At 39.2% G+C, this 16,629-nt stretch carries 15 protein-coding genes and 1 tRNA gene; 7 read left to right on the plus strand and 9 right to left on the minus strand.

Annotation, left to right across the window (positions count from 1 at the left end):
* Positions 1–44 precede the first annotated feature (44 nt).
* Together GR929_RS03850 and GR929_RS03855 are read right to left on the minus strand one after the other, a co-directional pair.
* The gene (locus tag GR929_RS03850; protein WP_159517616.1) at positions 45–914 is read right to left on the minus strand and encodes a Cbp1 family collagen-binding glycoprotein adhesin; all 870 of its coding nucleotides are present in this window, start codon (positions 912–914) and stop codon (positions 45–47) included.
* A gap of 103 nt (positions 915–1,017) precedes the next feature.
* Entirely contained in the window at positions 1,018–1,794 is a 777-nt protein-coding gene (locus GR929_RS03855) for a patatin-like phospholipase family protein (protein ID WP_159517617.1), read from the minus strand.
* 185 nt (positions 1,795–1,979) lie between these two features.
* On the opposite strand from GR929_RS03855, the gene mfd reads away from it, so the two are divergent.
* Positions 1,980–5,309 carry a transcription-repair coupling factor gene (gene mfd / locus GR929_RS03860; protein ID WP_235934057.1) on the plus strand — a complete coding sequence of 1,110 codons (3,330 nt, stop codon included), beginning with the start codon at positions 1,980–1,982 and terminating at the stop codon, positions 5,307–5,309.
* A gap of 162 nt (positions 5,310–5,471) precedes the next feature.
* Positions 5,472–6,377, plus strand: coding sequence for a DUF6263 family protein (locus GR929_RS03865; protein ID WP_159517618.1), 906 nt, complete (start codon positions 5,472–5,474; stop codon positions 6,375–6,377).
* A 221-nt stretch (positions 6,378–6,598) separates the two neighbouring features.
* Here the strand turns inward: GR929_RS03865 and GR929_RS03870 are convergent.
* The 3 genes from GR929_RS03870 to GR929_RS03880 all read right to left on the minus strand — a co-directional run bounded on the left by GR929_RS03870 (position 6,599) and on the right by GR929_RS03880 (position 7,901).
* A tRNA-Gln gene (locus GR929_RS03870) sits at positions 6,599–6,671 on the minus strand.
* A 133-nt stretch (positions 6,672–6,804) separates the two neighbouring features.
* Positions 6,805–7,332, minus strand: coding sequence for a hypothetical protein (locus tag GR929_RS03875; RefSeq protein ID WP_159517619.1), 528 nt, complete (start codon positions 7,330–7,332; stop codon positions 6,805–6,807).
* A gap of 62 nt (positions 7,333–7,394) precedes the next feature.
* Entirely contained in the window at positions 7,395–7,901 is a 507-nt protein-coding gene (locus tag GR929_RS03880) for a hypothetical protein (protein ID WP_159517620.1), read from the minus strand.
* Between the two features lie 380 nt (positions 7,902–8,281).
* Between GR929_RS03880 and GR929_RS03885 the strand changes: the two genes are divergently transcribed.
* Entirely contained in the window at positions 8,282–8,803 is a 522-nt protein-coding gene (locus GR929_RS03885) for a YhcH/YjgK/YiaL family protein (protein WP_159517621.1), read from the plus strand.
* A gap of 40 nt (positions 8,804–8,843) precedes the next feature.
* Here GR929_RS03885 and GR929_RS03890 read toward each other — a convergent pair whose 3' ends face one another.
* The 3 genes from GR929_RS03890 to GR929_RS03900 are packed head-to-tail and all read right to left on the minus strand — an operon-like array spanning position 8,844 to position 11,835.
* Complete coding sequence (locus GR929_RS03890) at positions 8,844–9,533, minus strand: lycopene cyclase domain-containing protein (protein WP_159517622.1); 690 nt, start codon at positions 9,531–9,533, stop codon at positions 8,844–8,846.
* Positions 9,534–10,367: a phytoene/squalene synthase family protein gene (locus tag GR929_RS03895; RefSeq protein WP_159517623.1), complete on the minus strand. Its 834-nt coding sequence runs from the start codon at positions 10,365–10,367 to the stop codon at positions 9,534–9,536. It lies immediately after the preceding gene.
* Entirely contained in the window at positions 10,351–11,835 is a 1,485-nt protein-coding gene (locus GR929_RS03900) for a phytoene desaturase family protein (RefSeq protein WP_159517624.1), read from the minus strand. Before GR929_RS03900 ends, GR929_RS03895 begins: the two co-directional genes overlap by 17 nt.
* Positions 11,836–11,929: 94 nt before the next feature.
* Between GR929_RS03900 and crtD the strand changes: the two genes are divergently transcribed.
* The 4 genes from crtD to GR929_RS03920 are packed head-to-tail and all read left to right on the plus strand — an operon-like array spanning position 11,930 to position 15,480.
* Positions 11,930–13,405 (plus strand): 1-hydroxycarotenoid 3,4-desaturase CrtD, encoded by a 1,476-nt coding sequence (gene crtD, locus GR929_RS03905; protein WP_159517625.1) that lies wholly within the window; start codon positions 11,930–11,932, stop codon positions 13,403–13,405.
* Positions 13,402–14,046: a carotenoid biosynthesis protein gene (locus GR929_RS03910; RefSeq protein WP_159517626.1), complete on the plus strand. Its 645-nt coding sequence runs from the start codon at positions 13,402–13,404 to the stop codon at positions 14,044–14,046. The genes crtD and GR929_RS03910 overlap by 4 nt, the downstream gene beginning before the upstream one ends.
* Positions 14,046–14,744, plus strand: coding sequence for a fatty acid desaturase (locus tag GR929_RS03915; protein ID WP_159517627.1), 699 nt, complete (start codon positions 14,046–14,048; stop codon positions 14,742–14,744). Before GR929_RS03910 ends, GR929_RS03915 begins: the two co-directional genes overlap by 1 nt.
* A gap of 1 nt (position 14,745) precedes the next feature.
* Positions 14,746–15,480 (plus strand): tetratricopeptide repeat protein, encoded by a 735-nt coding sequence (locus GR929_RS03920; protein ID WP_159517628.1) that lies wholly within the window; start codon positions 14,746–14,748, stop codon positions 15,478–15,480.
* Between the two features lie 6 nt (positions 15,481–15,486).
* Here GR929_RS03920 and GR929_RS03925 read toward each other — a convergent pair whose 3' ends face one another.
* Positions 15,487–16,488, minus strand: a complete 1,002-nt coding sequence (locus GR929_RS03925) for an SRPBCC family protein (protein WP_159517629.1) — start codon at positions 16,486–16,488, stop codon at positions 15,487–15,489.
* Positions 16,489–16,629 lie beyond the last annotated feature (141 nt).

Below are 16,629 nucleotides of genomic sequence, written 5' to 3' on the forward strand. Positions count from 1 at the left end.
TGAGTTAACGAATAACAAAAAAGGAGCGTTTCGCTCCTTTTATTTTATTTTACTTCTATCACTAAGTATTTGCTTGTTCGCCAGAACTGATCAGGATCATTGATGACCAATTTCTCAACCGGATCTTCACCAACCAGTTCAAAACTTCCTGCCTGATGAGTCGTAACGACATGTGCTTTTCTTGTATTCAAACTAATTTCAGTGACATTCCGGATATCAATTTTTGTAAATAAGTCCGGGTTAAAATCCTTACGAAATTTCAATGTACGTCCTAAGCCTAAAAAACCGCCTGTCTTTTCAACGATTCCATTCTCCACCAGCTCATCATCCGTTCCGAAAACATAATATCCCGTATTTAACTCGGCGGTTTGAATATCGATCACTTCCGCCTTTTCTTTAATTTCTTTCGACTGAATTTCGGCTTTCTCCTGAGCTTCAACCAAATCTTTAGTCAACTCAGAAACATCAATGTCCATTTTCTCAAGGGCCATTCTCAGTTCTGCAATTTGATCGTCTTTCTCTTCCAACTGGGTAGTCATCATATCAAGCATACGTTGCATTTCATTAATCCGATAGCCCGAGTTGCCTAGCTTTTTCTTTTGACTTTCAACCAATTCCTTATTTCTTATCAGTAAATCAGAAATCAGTTTAATGTCATTCAGAATTTTTTTCTTTTCACTTACTTTTGGCTCTGCATTATTTAACGACTCCAGATTAACAATTTCTTCCAGCTTTTTAATGGAGTCCAAATTAGTCTGAATCTCATTCATCGACCCTACAAAATCGTTGATTGTAGAATCCTTTGCTTCAGCTACGGTTCTCAAACTATCCTGCACTTCTTGCATGCGATCAATTTTCTTTTGTTGGCACGAGGCCAAAAATACGACTACGATTATAAAAATTAGTTTCTTCATGATCAGATTGTTTTTAATCAAAGTTAAAACACTTTCTTGTTAGTTGCTCTATCCACCAGCGACTATATATTGCATTTTGGGGATAAACTTCCACAATGTGTTATTATTTATGACAAAGTCGGTGAATTTCCTCCATTTGCATCTTCGTTTCGTTATAGCCTATTTGGTATATTTCATCTGCTTTAGCGAAATCCATTGGACTGTAGCCATCCAGTTTCTCTGGTTCGAGCAAAAAGTCACACAACTCGAGTTTCGACTGTGAGCTTTGTCCTATAACAATTCGCAAACACCGTTCCGAAATTTGCTTCATTCCCCGTATTTCATCAATCTGGCCGACATGAGTTACATGCACTCCAATAAGAACATCCACCTTTCCGACCAAAGGCTCTACCGGTAAATTATTTAAAAGGCCACCATCCACATAGGTCTGTTCATTAATAACTTGAGGTTCAAATAATATAGGAATTGAAGCTGAAGCCAATACATATGGAATCAGTTTACCCTCCGAAATCACTTCATACTCTCCGCTATTCAAGTTTGTAACTGCACAATGAAACTTCTTATTCAGTGATTCAAAATCCTTATCTCCAACAAACTCTTTCAGGATACCTTCCACTTTTCCCATTTCAAAAAAGCCATTCGAAGGTAATTTCCAACTAACTATCCGATAAATTTTACGACGTTTTATCTCTCTCAATATTTCAAGTGGCGAAGTTCCGGCAGCATATAAAACGCCCACCAAAGCCCCCATGCTTGTTCCTGAAATCTCATCAGGTATAATTCCATTCTCTTCGAGGGCCTGTAAAACACCTAGGTGGGCAATCCCAAGAGCTCCGCCACCGCTAAGCGCGATGCCTATTTTTGTTTTCTGTTTTTTCATTTCGAAAAGTTAGCAAGTAATCAAATACAAACAAAAAAACATTGTCAATCATGACAATAAAATGGAGTTCGTCAGCAGCAATTGCAAACTAATTCCATTTTTTACTTAGGCAAAACACATTAAAAAAGAAATCATCAAGTCAAGAAAAAACTATTCTCTATCTTTGTTCGAAATTTTTTTGGATATTGGAATTGCAGGGTTTTAAAAAAGTATTTGAAAAGCTTGAGGTTATTCAACCCATGCTGAAAAAGATGAGTACTCCGGGTGAAAAAATCCACCTATCGGGGCTTGTTGGTTCGTCGCAAACAGTACTGGCGTCGTTGATAGCAGAAAAGCATAACCAGCCGCTTGTTTTTATATTGAACGACAAAGAGGAAGCGGCCTATTTCTATGATGATCTGGCTAATTTGAATACGAACTCTCCCCTGTACTTTTTTCCAAGTTCGTATAAAAAATCGGTGCAATACAATACAATTGAGCAGGAAAATATCATTCTGCGAACTGAAGTGCTAAATCAGCTGCACAGCGAAAATCACATCAGCATCGTTACCTATCCGGAAGCCTTAGTCGAAAAAGTGATCTCCGGCGAAGGACTGGATTCAAACAGTTTCCCGGTACATAAAAACGACAAATTATCGATTGATTTTTTAAATGATGTCCTTTTTGAATATGGATTTGAGCGGGTTGATTTCGTCGTTGAGCCGGGACAGTATTCCATCAGGGGAAGCTTAGTCGACATTTATTCCTTTTCTCATGAAGATCCGTACCGACTTGATTTTTTTGGAGACGAAGTCGATAGTATTCGAAGTTTTGATATTGAGAACCAATTCTCAAAAGAACAACTCAAAAAAATTGTTATTATTCCCAATATTCAGGATGGACTTTCAGAAGAAAAAAGAGATAATTTCCTGAGTTTTATTCCTGAAAAAACGAGCATCTACATCAAAGATGTGTCATTGGTTGGCGATTTAATCGATCAGATTTATCAGCAAACAATAACCAACGAAGATTTACCGGAGAGGTTAATCAATCAGATAATTTCCGGTAGTGATTTTCTTACAAAACTGAAAGAATTCACATGTCTGGAAACAGGGCCAGGAAACTACTTTAACACACCGCTGGAATTTGAGTTTAACAACTCTCCACAACCGGTTTTTAACAAAAACTTTGAACTTTTAGCTCAAAACCTACAGCAAAATTCGGCTGAAGGATACACTAATTTCATACATTCGGCCAACGAAAAACAAATTGAGCGGCTGCATGCTATTTTTAAAGATCAAAACCTGAATGTTGAATTTACTGACCTCTATTTCACCCTGCATGAAGGCTTCATTGATCATGATTTAAAAATATGCTGTTATACCGATCACCAGATTTTTGAGCGCTACCACCGTTTCAAACTAAAAACACGAAAGCCTCAAAAAGAAAGCATCTCACTAAAGGAGCTTAACAAACTGCATCAAGGTGATTATGTGGTGCATATTGATCATGGAATTGGAAAATTCGCAGGTCTGGTAAAAACCGAGGTAAACGGCAAAATGCAAGAAGCCATTCGCCTGGTTTATCGCGACAGTGACGTGCTATTTGTTAGCATCCATTCGCTGCACCGTATTTCAAAATATAAGGGTAAAGACGGAGTTGAGCCCAAAATTAACAAACTGGGAACTGGTGCATGGCAAAAAATGAAAGACCGCACCAAGAAAAAGGTGAAGGATATTGCCAAAGATTTGATTGCCCTTTATGCGGAACGAAGAAAAGAAAAAGGCTTCGCTTTTTCGCCTGATTCGTACCTGCAAAATGAACTGGAAGCATCTTTTATTTATGAAGATACGCCCGACCAAATGAAAGCGACTGTGGCACTCAAAGAAGACATGGAGCGCGAAATGCCAATGGACCGACTGGTTTGCGGGGATGTTGGGTTCGGAAAAACGGAAATCGCTGTGCGTGGCGCATTTAAAGCTGTGGCCGACAGCAAGCAAGTGGCCATACTCGTTCCCACTACAATCCTGGCTTTGCAGCATTACAAAACCTTTTCGGAGCGCTTAAAAGACTTCCCGGCCCGCATTGAGTATGTGAGTCGGTTGCGGCCTACCGCCGAAGTTAAAAAGGTATTGCGTGAAGTTGCTGCCGGCAATATTGACATCTTAATTGGAACCCATCGCCTGATAGGGAAAGATGTGAAGTTTAAAGACCTCGGATTACTGGTTGTTGACGAAGAGCAGAAGTTTGGCGTTTCGGTCAAGGAAAAGTTGAAACAGCTGAAGGTGAATGTTGATACGCTGACGCTAACGGCTACTCCAATTCCCCGAACACTACAGTTTTCATTGATGGGTGCGCGGGATTTATCCATCATACAAACACCTCCACCCAACCGCTACCCAATTATTACCGAGCTGCATGGTTTTAACGAAGAAGTGATCCGCGAAGCAATCAACTACGAAGTTGCTCGAAACGGACAAGTATTTTTTATCCACAACCGGGTGCAAAATATTCATGAAGTTGAAGCCACCATCAAACGAATGGTTCCGGGTGTAAAGACTATTGTTGGTCACGGCCAGATGGATGGTCCAAAGTTGGAGAAAATTATGCTCGACTTTATCAATGGCGAGTACGATGTGCTAATTGCCACAACTATTATTGAGTCAGGACTGGATATTCCAAATGCAAATACAATCATCATCAATCATGCACAGAATTTTGGCTTAAGCGATTTGCATCAATTGCGTGGACGCGTGGGCCGCTCTAATAAAAAGGCTTTTTGCTATTTACTGGCACCTCCACTATCAACACTAAGTCCTGAAGCCCGCCGACGACTGAGGGCGATTGAAGAATTTTCGGAGCTGGGAAGTGGGTTCAACATTGCCATGCGCGATCTTGATATTCGTGGTGCAGGAAATCTTTTGGGTGCCGAGCAAAGTGGTTTTATTGCCGATATTGGTTACGAAACTTATCACCGGATCCTGAACGAAGCGATGCAGGAACTTAAACAAGGTGAATACCAGGAACTATTTAAAGATGAGCAAAAAGATGCCGGACAAGCCTTTTTGCAAAACCAGTTTGTCAACGATTGCCAGATTGATACTGACATGGAATTGCTGTTTCCAGACCAATACATCCAGAGTATTTCGGAGCGGATGCTGCTATATCGCGAGCTGGATAATATGGAAACCGAGGACGCATTACACCAATTTGAATTGGGCTTGATCGACCGTTTTGGCAAACTACCCAAAGCCAGCCAAGAACTGTTGGAAGTCGTTCGTTTACGCTGGGTGGCTATCGAACTCGGGATTGAACGTATCATTCTAAAAAACAAGAAGATGGTCTGCTACTTTGTATCCGATCAGCAGTCTGACTACTACCAATCGCCGGCTTTTACCAAAGTACTCCAATTCGTTCAGCAAAACCCATCCATGTGCAAAATGAAGGAGAAAAAAGATAAACTCAGCCTGAGCTTTGATCAGGTAAAATCCATTTTATCAGCAAAAGCTATTTTAGACGAAATTAGCAAAAGCTAACTGCACATCCTTGATTTTCGGTCATTCACCGAAAATTTATACATCTTCTAATAAAAGTTCCAGATGTTGAATTTAGAAAAACACCGTTATTTTTTGTTCATACTATTGCGTTTTAGCTTTGCATAATCTATTTTTATCAAACAAAAGCTAAAAAATCAATTTATGAAAATCTCAAAAGCCACCTTGTTACTAGTTATTGTCAGTCTGTTTTTTTCGTTTTCAACTCAGGCAAAACCTAAAAAACTCCTTCGATTAAACCTTGAAAAAGGTGCTGTTTACGAAATGACCATGAACATGGATAACCATATGGATCAGGAGATGATGGGACAACAAATAAAAATGGATCAGAAAATGCAAATGGTTACTTCGATAACTGTTGCCGATGTGCTTTCGAACAAAAATTTCATGCTCACTTATCAATACAAATCGATAAAAATGGACATGGAAACCATGGGACAAACCATGTCTTTTAACACGGATAATCCTGACGACGACAATCCTGCCTCAAGCATGCTGAAAGGCATGACGAAAGTTGAGCTTAAAATGGAAATCACCTCACGCGGAGAAGTTGTTAATATAGAGGGATTCGAAAGTTTCAATAATGCATTTGGCCAAAATCCACAACTAAAAGGAATGCTACAAATGTTTTCAGACAAGGAAGCATTCAAGTCCAACTTCAGTAAAACATTTAGCTACTTTCCTGAAGATAAAGTATCAGTTGGCGACGCATGGAATTCAACTCAGCAGTTGAAAGATTTTATGAATATGAATTTTGAGATGCACTTTAAGGTGACAGACATTGAAGATGAAAAAATTACGCTGGATGTAAACTCAGATTTCAACTCCAATTCGCCCATTGAACAAGGAGGGATCAAGATGGAAATGGACATGACCGGCAAACAAAATGGCGAAATGAAAATCAATTCTGAAGATGGCATGGTGAGTTCTTCTGATCTCTCCCAAGATATTTCGATGCTTATGAAAATGACCAATCCACAAACTCAAGAAGAACAGGAAATTCCGATGGAAATGCAATCAACCGTGAAGATTTCTGTCATCAAATTCTAGCCCCAAGTGCTATTATTTATTGGGCTACCGAAACGACGGTTGTCACACCATGAAAAGTGCCTTTGCTGAATTTCTCAGAATAAATCAGGATAAATAATTAAAACTAGCTGATTTAAGGATGAATGATGAATCTCGTTTAGCTCCTTTCCCGCTTGAGCTCGAGAATGCCTGTGAAAACAGTAAGAATGAAAAAAGCTTGCAGAAAACTGCAAGCTTTTCAGTTGACCCGCCAGGGCTCGAACCTGGACTCTTCTGGACCAAAACCAGACGTGTTGCCAATTACACCACGGGTCAATCATTATTGTCTTTTCTTTAAAGACGCTGCAAAAATATAAAAAAAATCATTCGGCCAATCATTTTTAAAGAAAAAAAACGAGCTTTTTAAAGGGTGTCACCGAAGCGAATTGAAAATGAGTATTTAGCTGTCTTAAATTTTTTTCGATCCGTATAGTTTCGCAAGCAATTTTTTCCCGCGCGACCGGATACCCGCAGAATCATGAAACTCCATTTGATGTTCAATCAACTGAGCAAGTTCGGGTTTGAATTCAGGAATCGTTTTCGAAATCTCAAATAAAATCTGCATCGCATGAACGCGAATGGCGATGGGGCGTGAAGCATTTGTAAATTCGGTCATTGCATGATCCCACAGGAAAGATAACTTTTCGCGGGGTATCGGATTAAGGCTGATAAGTTTCAATAGGTGTCGAAGCTTACTCTCATTCGAAGTAAAAGTTAGTGCTTCAACAAACTGTGGAATAAATGGACGAACCAGTTGCGGTTTCTTTTCATGGACTTTGTCGATGATCCAAATAGCTCGCCAGCTTTGTTTTTTGGAGTCATTCAATCCGATGACAATTAGATCTTTAATTTTATTGGGGTAGTCAATTAAGTAATCAATCAGAATATGTATGTTTTCCCAACTGTCTAAAAAAGTATAAAACTCGTCACGCTTCATGTCTTAATAATTCCTTCTTTTGAATTATTAAAGATAAGGTTTTGAGTATCGAAGAGCAATAATTAAAGTGGCTTTGCGAAAACGATTGTGATGGCAGAGAAGATAAGTGACCATCCTAAAATGGAAAGAACCATATAGGCAAACACATATTTTTTTCTGGAATAATATCGATTCAGTAAAAATGCTCCCAGTGGAATACTGAGAAATATTGGTGTAGCCACGATGATTCCCAAGAAACCGTATTTGTTTCGGAACTTCACGAAAAGTCTTCTTTTTCGTAATGATTTGGGTGATTTAATTTTAAATTTCTGAATGAAGCGATTCAAATCAACCCGGAGATATTTGGCGGAAAAATGAACGGCATGAATTTTATTTCGTTTTACGAAATTGATTAAAACGGTACTCAGGTAGTAAAAAAAGAAAAACCCACTAATTCCACCTACAGTTACGGCAATAATAGCCTGTGTTTTATCCAACCCGATGAGCAACGCATAAGGAAATGTGATAAAATACTTAACTGTAGCTAAAAGGAAAACATGAATTAATTTTACAACTCCGAATAAGTCCATCCCCGCAATAAGTTTTATCTATTTTAAAAATATCAAATCTAAAGTTGGAGAATAAAATTGGAATTTGAGTATGTTGTAATTAAAGTTTAATATTTGTTAACATTGTAGTTCATAATTATTTAACCTTGATTTTCATAAACCTCAAGTGGTTGCATTAAAAGCACGATCGAATGTGCATGAACAGTTCTGTCGAATTTGAATCACAAAATGGCACAAATGACGATTTTTGTAAGTCTTTGATATTCTGTGAGTCTTTAGTTTTTACTTCAAGTTCGCCAGTATAACCGGCTCAATTGTGGTATGAAAACGGACATTCAGCAAAGCATTTTCATATCTTTGTTCAAAATTATTTTTTTAGTTGATTTATAAGGATTGGGAAAATGAAGGAAATGCAAGAATGGTTCCATAGCAAGCAATGGGGAGAATTGGTTGATATACAAGCACACGCTTCCATTAATTTAATTGAGTTTTACGAGCAGTATCATGCTCATCCGGATTGGTGGCAAAAAGTATTCGACTTTTTAAAACAAGACTTAAAGTCGTTGGAGGTGGGAAAATATCCGTTGGTAGGAGATCGAGTATTTGCAATGGTTTCGGAATATGAGACTAAAAGCCCTCAAGATGCAAAATGGGAAGCTCATAGAAAATATATTGATTTACAATATGTCGTAGCAGGGCAGGAAGTAATAGGTGTTTTGCCACTTGGAAAGACTATCGATCCTAAGGATTATAACGAACAAAAAGACTTGATTTTCTTTGGCGAACAAGATGGTGAGTTTTTTACTGCGACACCAGATTGCTTTTTCTTGTTTTTTCCGGACGATGTGCATCGCCCTTGTATGATGATCGAACAATCGGAGCCTGTAAAAAAGCTTGTTATTAAGATTGCCGTTGCCGAATAAAGGCTAGTCAGGCAAAATGTTGCTTTTGGTGGTTGGTGATTTAGTAATACCTCTGCGTTTTTAAAGTCTCGTAAATCGAAGTGTTCATCAAAAGCAACAGAAAGAGGTAACCAAAATCTTCAATTGGGATGGTGAATACCCTCATGTTTAGTATGTGCGCCGGATGATATTCAACAACAGGCAGAGCTGTCAGCACTCCATTGATTATCAGGAAAGGTATCAATGTAATGACGTAGGTGAAATAGAATTTCGTTAGGTACTGCTTAAAACGGTTACGAAAAATAACGTAAGCGAGGAATATTCCCGCAAACAGAAAATTAAAGAAAGTATAAAGCTGCCCACGGTTAAAATAGCTGATTGTTGCGAATAGAATAATTACCCCCAGGCTGATAGCCGCAAACAGGTTTGGGAACTCAATTTTTGGGATGTACGATTTTAGTACTTCGTAAATAAAAAGACAGGCATACGGCACAACTAGAAAGAACAGCCATTCTTCAATCGGGAGGCCTTGGAAATAATAGCCTGAAACATACCTGTGGTTAAAACTCCAGATTTCAGCTTTGGTGAATTGAATGTCCCAATAAATGAAAACGGCAGCGGTAATTAAAATAGCAGGAAACAGATATTTCCAATTCGTCCAAAAATGTACTTTTTTATCGAAACTTAAAGCCAAAGGAATCGCAATGGTTCCTAGTAATAAACTGGCATAAGTATACTGTTGCAAATCCATTTACAAAAGGTTAAATGTATTTTTGAAATAGGCGTTTGCCAAAAGATACATTTTTTTTGGGTTCGAAACCCGGTAACGAGTCTTTAATATTTGCGATGGCTGTGCTCGTTTAATCTTCCGAAATAACCTTATATAGTAGATGTAAGCCAGATAAACTCCAAAACGGACCTCCTTTTTAAGGGCTTTCAGCCCTTGAAAAGCTTCCGCAAAATCGCGTTCTATTTCGCGTTCTATTTGCGCTTTTGTGTCTTCGTCAAACTGGTTGAAGTCAATGTTTTCAAAATAAATTCGTCCTTTGTTTTTAAAATCATCCTGAGCATCGCGCAAAAAGTTTACTTTTTGAAATGCTGCTCCCAGCTTACGTGCAGGATTAACCAATTGATCATATTTTTCTGGTTCGTCGGCATAAAAAACACGCAGGCACATTAATCCAACAGCTTCTGCCGATCCGTAAATGTAGGTTTTTAGCATAATCGGATCATAGGTCGTTTTATGCAAATCAAGCTCCATGCTGTAAAGGAAAGCATCAATCAATTCCCGCTCAATATGATAAGTGCGAACAGCTCGTTGAAAACTGTCGAGAATTGGATTGATGCTGAACCCTCTCTCTATTGCAATGAACGTTTCTTTCTTAAATTCTTCGAAAATGGTTTCCTGATCCTGCTCAAAAAACGTGTCTACAATCTCATCGGCATACCGTACAAACCCGTAAATGCTATAAATTGCAGGGCGGTATTTTTTGTTCAGCATGCGCACACCCAGCGAAAAAGATGTGCTGTAATTATGTGTCGTGATCCGGCTACAGGCGAGATTATTTCTATGATAAATGTCCATGGTCTTTCAGTATTCGTTCGGTTACTAGTCTTGAGCTTATTACAGTCATTGGCAGTCCGGTTCCGGGAACCGTTGATGCCCCTGTGTAGTATAGGTTTTTGAATTCTTCATCTTTGTTTGATGGGCGGAAACCACCCACTTGATTCAAATCGTGAGCAAGGCCGAGGCCACTGCCCTGATACAAATTAAAAGTGCTTTCCCACTGCTTGGGAGTATAGATGGTTTCCGATTCGATATGCTTCGCAAAATTGAATCCGGTACGTTCGCCCATGTCTGCTATAATTGCATCGGCAATATCTTCGGCATCATCCCAGTCCGTTTTGTACCGAAGATCGGGCACCGGACAAAGAATGAAAACACTTTCTTTGCCTTTCGGAGCATAGCTTGGGTTGTGCATCGACTGGATATTCACATAGTAATAGGGCTTGTCCAGTTTGATGCTGTTCTTAAAAATTTTATTGGCATACTCTTTAAAGTTTCTCCGCAGAAAGTAATTGTGATGGTACATCCCGGTCACTTTAGTATCCAACCCCAAGTAGATAGTTAGCGGCGCCAAGGTCCATTTTTTCTGATCCAATTTTGCAGGCGCATATTTTTTTCGGTTCATCACGTTACCTCTAAATGCGGCAGCATCAGCATTCACCACAAAAACATCAGCTTCCCATTTCTTTCCACTTTTATCATAGAAAGCTGTCAGCTGCTTATTTGTCTTTTCAAAATGGTCAATCTCTATGCTATAGTGCATTTTAACACCTCTCTTTTTGAGTTCTTCAACCATGCCTTCCACAATTTTGTACATACCTCCTTTTACGTTGTAGTAGCCATCGTGCACCAGTTCGGTATAGTTGAGCATGGAATAGACAGCTGGCGTATCGAAAGGCGTAGCACCCAGGAAAAACCCCACCAATGAGAAAATCACTTTGACCTCAAACGAATCGAAGTTTTTCTCCATTTCCCGCCACATTGAGTAAAACATTTTTGGAGCATGTTTAATTGGTACGCGGGTTAATTGTAATAGGTAGGAGAGTAAACTGTCAAAGTTTTGTTTGATGACGATATGTTCTGTGTCGTGAAAGATCTCGCCCGCTGATTTTAGAAAACGTCGGATTTTACGTTCCAAATCCGGTTCCACATTCTGAAATTCTTCTGCTAGCTTTTTTAGATCTTTATAAATTAAGTATGATCTTTCGTCTCCTTCAAAATGAACTGAATACAGTGGATCCAGTTCGACGAATTCAAAAGGCATTTTTATTTTGCAGTAATCTGCAAGTTCCTTAAATTCATAGCTCATACTAAAAAAGGTAGGAGCCATGTCGAACTTAAACCCATCTTTCTCCAGTAAATTTAATCTCCCCCCCGGGCGATGGTATTTTTCTACCATCTCTACCTCGTATCCATCTGTTGTAAGTCTTAGTGCGGTGGATAGTCCGGCAAGTCCTGTTCCTACAATAAGTGCCTTTTTTTTCATCTTTGTTCAATAAATTACCTATACACTTAAACAAAAATAACGCAAAATGTTTTAGATTAGATGAAGATTTTTTTCAGTAACCAGATTTAAAAACATGAAACAAAGGAAATTGAATGGCATTGTGATTGGATCAGGGGTTGCCGGTTTGGCTGCTGCCATTCGCTTAGCTCGCTTAGGTTATGTCGTGCATGTTTTTGAACAGGCTGCAACTCCAGGAGGAAAAGTCAACGAATTTCGTCAAGATGGCTTTCGTTTCGATATGGGACCGTCGTTATTTACCTTGCCTCATTTAGTAGATGAATTGCTTGATGAGGATTTAAAATTCAAGTACCGAAAACTAGATGTGGTAACAAAATACTTTTTTGAAGATGGAACAAGATTGTCGGCTTTCGCTGATGTCGATAAATTTGCTCGTGAGGTTGAGGCAAAAACGCAAGTTTCGGAAAAGAAGATAGTTGCTTATTTAAAGCATGCGGCAATGGTTTATCAACTTACAGCGCCAATATTCATATTCAATTCCTTTCATCGACTTTCAAAATTGCTGACTTGGGACAATTTTCTGAAGCTGTTTCAATTTGTCCGGCTTAAGGCTTTTTCAACACTTCACAAGCTTAACGAAGAGTCTTTTAAAGATCCGCGAATCGTTCAGTTGTTTGATCGCTATGCCACTTACAATGGTTCAAACCCCTACAAAACACCGGGGACAATGAGTGTTATTTCTCATTTGGAACACAGTCTGGGCGCTTTTTTTCCTGCTCACGGAATGTATCAAATTACGAGTTCGTTAGTGGAACAGGCGAAACGACTGGGAGTTAATTTTCATTTCAATACGCCGGTTGAAAAAGTACTGGTGGAGCAAAAGCGTTTGAAAGGAGTGGTGGTAAAAGGCGAAACTAAAACTTGCCATGTTTTGATTAGCGATGTGGATATTCATCAGTTTTATTCGGACTTGTTACCCGATAAAAGGCGATTGGCTCGAATTGAAAAAGCGGAGCGCTCTTCTTCGGCCCTAATTTTTTATTGGGGAATGAAAAAGCGTTTTGACCAATTGGATTTGCACAATATTTTTTTTAGTCGTGATTACGAAAAGGAATTTTCGTACTTGTTTGATCGAAAAGAAATTACAACTGATCCGACAATTTATGTGTTTATCAGTAGTAAGGAGAATCCGGACGATGCTCCTGACGAGATGGAAAATTGGTTTGTAATGGTTAATGCCCCCGAAAATGTGGGGCAAGATTGGGAGAGGCTAAAGTTGGAGACACGAAGAAATGTTTTATCAAAATTGAATCAGTTACTGGGAGAAGACCTGGAAAGTCAGATTCTTTTTGAAAAGACGTTGGATCCGGTAAAAATCGAAGATCGAACCGGTTCGTTTCAGGGGGCGATGTATGGACCAAGTTCAAACAGTTCGTTTTCAGCGTTCAATCGGCATCCGAATTTCAGGCGCGATTTGAAAGATATTTATTTTGTGGGTGGAAGTGTGCACCCGGGGGGCGGAATTCCCTTGTGTTTATCATCAGCAAAAATAGTTGCCGAGATGGTTGAAGAAAAGCTAAAAATAAGATGATTGAAAATCCTAAAATCATAAAGTCAGTCAAAGTAATTCTCGGTATTCTTTATCTGGTTGGGATCGTTGGCTTTTCATTCGATGAAACTTATCCGATTTTTGTTAGTCTGACTTCTTTCAATTTATTATTGACAACTATTTTATTGTTCGTTTTTCATCAACAGTGGACTTTTAGAGTAGGAATTATTTTCCTGACAATAAGCTTGCTCGGATTTTTAGCCGAAATGATTGGCGTAAATACGCAACTGCTTTTTGGTCAGTATACTTATGGGAGAGCTTTGGGCCTTCAACTAAATAATACCCCTTTGCTGATTGGTGCGAACTGGCTGCTTTTATCATACTGCATTTTTGCTCTTTTAAGCCGTATTAGTCATCGATGGTTTTTCCCATTTCTCGGGGCTTTGTTGATGGTTGGGTTTGATTTTGTGATGGAGCCGGTAGCCACTGCTTTGAAAATGTGGGAGTGGCAAACTGAACAAATTCCGCTTAAAAACTATTTAGATTGGTACTTGGTGTCGTTATTAATTTTTTCGCTGATGCGAGCCGGGAAACTGCAGGTAGAGAATAAATTGGCTATTTGGATATTCTTCCTGCAATTAGCCTTTTTCATGAGCTTAAATTTGACATTAAACTTAATTTGATGGGCGTTTTTGTTGCCATAGTTGTTATTGCTTGTTGGCTGGTTCATTTGGTTTATTGCTTGCTCTTTTTGCAGGTCGATGGTGGATCAGTTTGGACATACTTACATGTGATTATTCAAGCATACTTGTATACCGGATTGTTTATTACCGGACACGATGCGATGCACGGTTTAATCAGCAATAAAATGAAAGTCAACAACATTTTCGGCTGGATGTCATCGTTGCTTTTTGCAGGGCTTTCTTACCAAAAATTGAGGAAGAACCATTATTTGCATCATCAGTTTCCGGCAACAGAGAAGGATCCGGACTATTATATCAAGTCGCAGAACTTTTTCGTTTGGTGGTTTATGTTTTTGAAACGCTATGCAACCATTTGGCAGTTCTTGTTTATGGCTGTGGCTTTTAATCTTTTAAAAATTTGGTTTGAACCAGATCAATTGATTGTTTATTGGATTATTCCGGCAATATTGGCTACTTTTCAGTTGTTTTTTGTTGGAACATTCTTGCCACATCGAAAACCACATCAGGAAAAAATGGAGCCGCATAAGGCACGCAGCCAGAGAGGACCACATTGGTGGGCCATGTTAAGTTGTTATTTTTTTGGTTATCACTGGGAGCATCATGAAGTTCCTCGTATTCCCTGGTGGCAGTTGTACAAGGAGAAAAACAAGTTGAAAATGAACGAAGACAGGATTTAATATGCAGAAAATAGGACTCTTGATTTTTGGGTTAGTGCTTTTCGTTGGGCTCACCTCTTGTGGGCAAACGTCACTCGAAAAGGCACGTTGCCAGCTAAAGAAGACATACATTAAGGGAGATATGGAAACCTGGGAACAACATATCCAAAAAATGGAGAAAGAGTCTGATGGTTCGCTGGAATGGCAGCTTGAAATATTGATGGCCAGATACGGTTTGATTGGTTATTATTTGGGGAATGACAAAAAAGAAAGCGCTAAGGAAATGCACGAAACTGCTGAGGAAATGCTGGATCAGGCGATTGCCAAATTCCCCGATTCCCCAAAGTTATATTGTATTCAAACGGCCTTTTACGGATTCCGAATTGCCTTTTCAATTTTTAATGCTCCCCTTGTTTTACCCAAATTGCAGAAAAGCCTAAAGATGGCTCAAGATCTCAATTCAAACGAGCCTTTTCTGTGGTTGGAAAAAGGCAACCAGTTATTTAATCGTCCCAAGGCTTTTGGTGGAGATAAAGTGCAGGCAATCGAAGATTACCAAAAGGCGCTCGATCTTTTTCAAGACGATGAAATGGCCGAGTGTAGTTGGATTCCTGTTTTGCTTCAGGCGCTTATCGTAAAAGCCTATTACCAAACAGAACAAACGGAAGCTTATCAGGCATCCCGTCAACAATTAGAAAAAAAGTACGGGCGAATGACGTGGCTTGACCACTTTGTAAGCTCCAGCATTCTGGACTAAAACTCATCACCTCACCGGATAATAAATTGCTGTTACCCATTTTGATACATCCGGTTCTTTCTGCGGATCGGTCAGGTATTTTTCCATCGGACTGCCAACAAGCTCAAAGCCATTTTCGACTATCCAGTTTTGTATAAATTGATGTGTTTCACCCAGCGTCTCGTGCGATCCAAAATGATCTGCCGTGGCATATTTTTTAGCGGGCATGATTCCCGAAATGATATCGCCATTGGTTTCAGTTTTATACTCAACAGGAATCCCACATTCCAAATCAATCATTGTTCCATCAATCTTATGGTAGATCGCATAAGGAGTATCCGTCATCATTAAGTCATTATTATCAATGAAATTCGATAGCTTTCCGTACATCACTCCCATTTGGGTTGAAGTGTTTTCAAATTGAATGTTGCTACGCATACTCACGTAATTAAACTCAGGAACAGTCACTATTTCAACGATGGGTCTCCCTTCCTGGACAATGGTTTCAGAGACAACACCCAGGTTCTCAATTCCTTTCTCAAAATCTTTCCCGAGCATCGAATCAAACATCAAACCCATCCAGCGGTCAGCCGGGTTATTGCCCAAATCTATGTCAAATCCCCAGGTAACTTTCGTGCCTTTTCCTACCTCTTCAAATAAAAAATAGCCTGAAGATGTTCCCTTTTCCATAAAATCCATTTCTGTCGCAATCGAATCGTAGGGCTCCGAAGCTGTAATGGTCAATCTCCCCGAGCCAACGTTAGAATTTTCACTTTCCCAAGTATAAGCAGCGCCTTCTCCGACCCCCGTATTTTCAAATTCAACTTTCATTTCCGGATCAATTTGGTTCCATACAGCCCATTTTTCCCAGGTATGCAAGTTATTAACCTGATTGAAAACAACTTTGGGGGGAGCTTCAATTGTACCGCTTCGTTCAACATGAACCTGACGGGGTAAAAAAAACGCGACTATTACTAATGCAAGGGCGACGATAAGTAAGCCGATTAGAAAATTTTTTAACTTTTTCATAGTGAAAATTCTAAGTTTGGACAATGATGTGATTTGACACTCAATATACAAAAATCATTGGGTGATGTAAACAGTTCGATAATTTAAACTTTGGTAGGTCGGCAGAGAATGATCAGATTTCCGGATTTGACCAGAAGAAAG

The sequence above is a fragment of the Sunxiuqinia indica genome, from assembly GCF_009847015.1.
In the GTDB taxonomy this organism is placed as follows: domain Bacteria; phylum Bacteroidota; class Bacteroidia; order Bacteroidales; family Prolixibacteraceae; genus Sunxiuqinia; species Sunxiuqinia indica.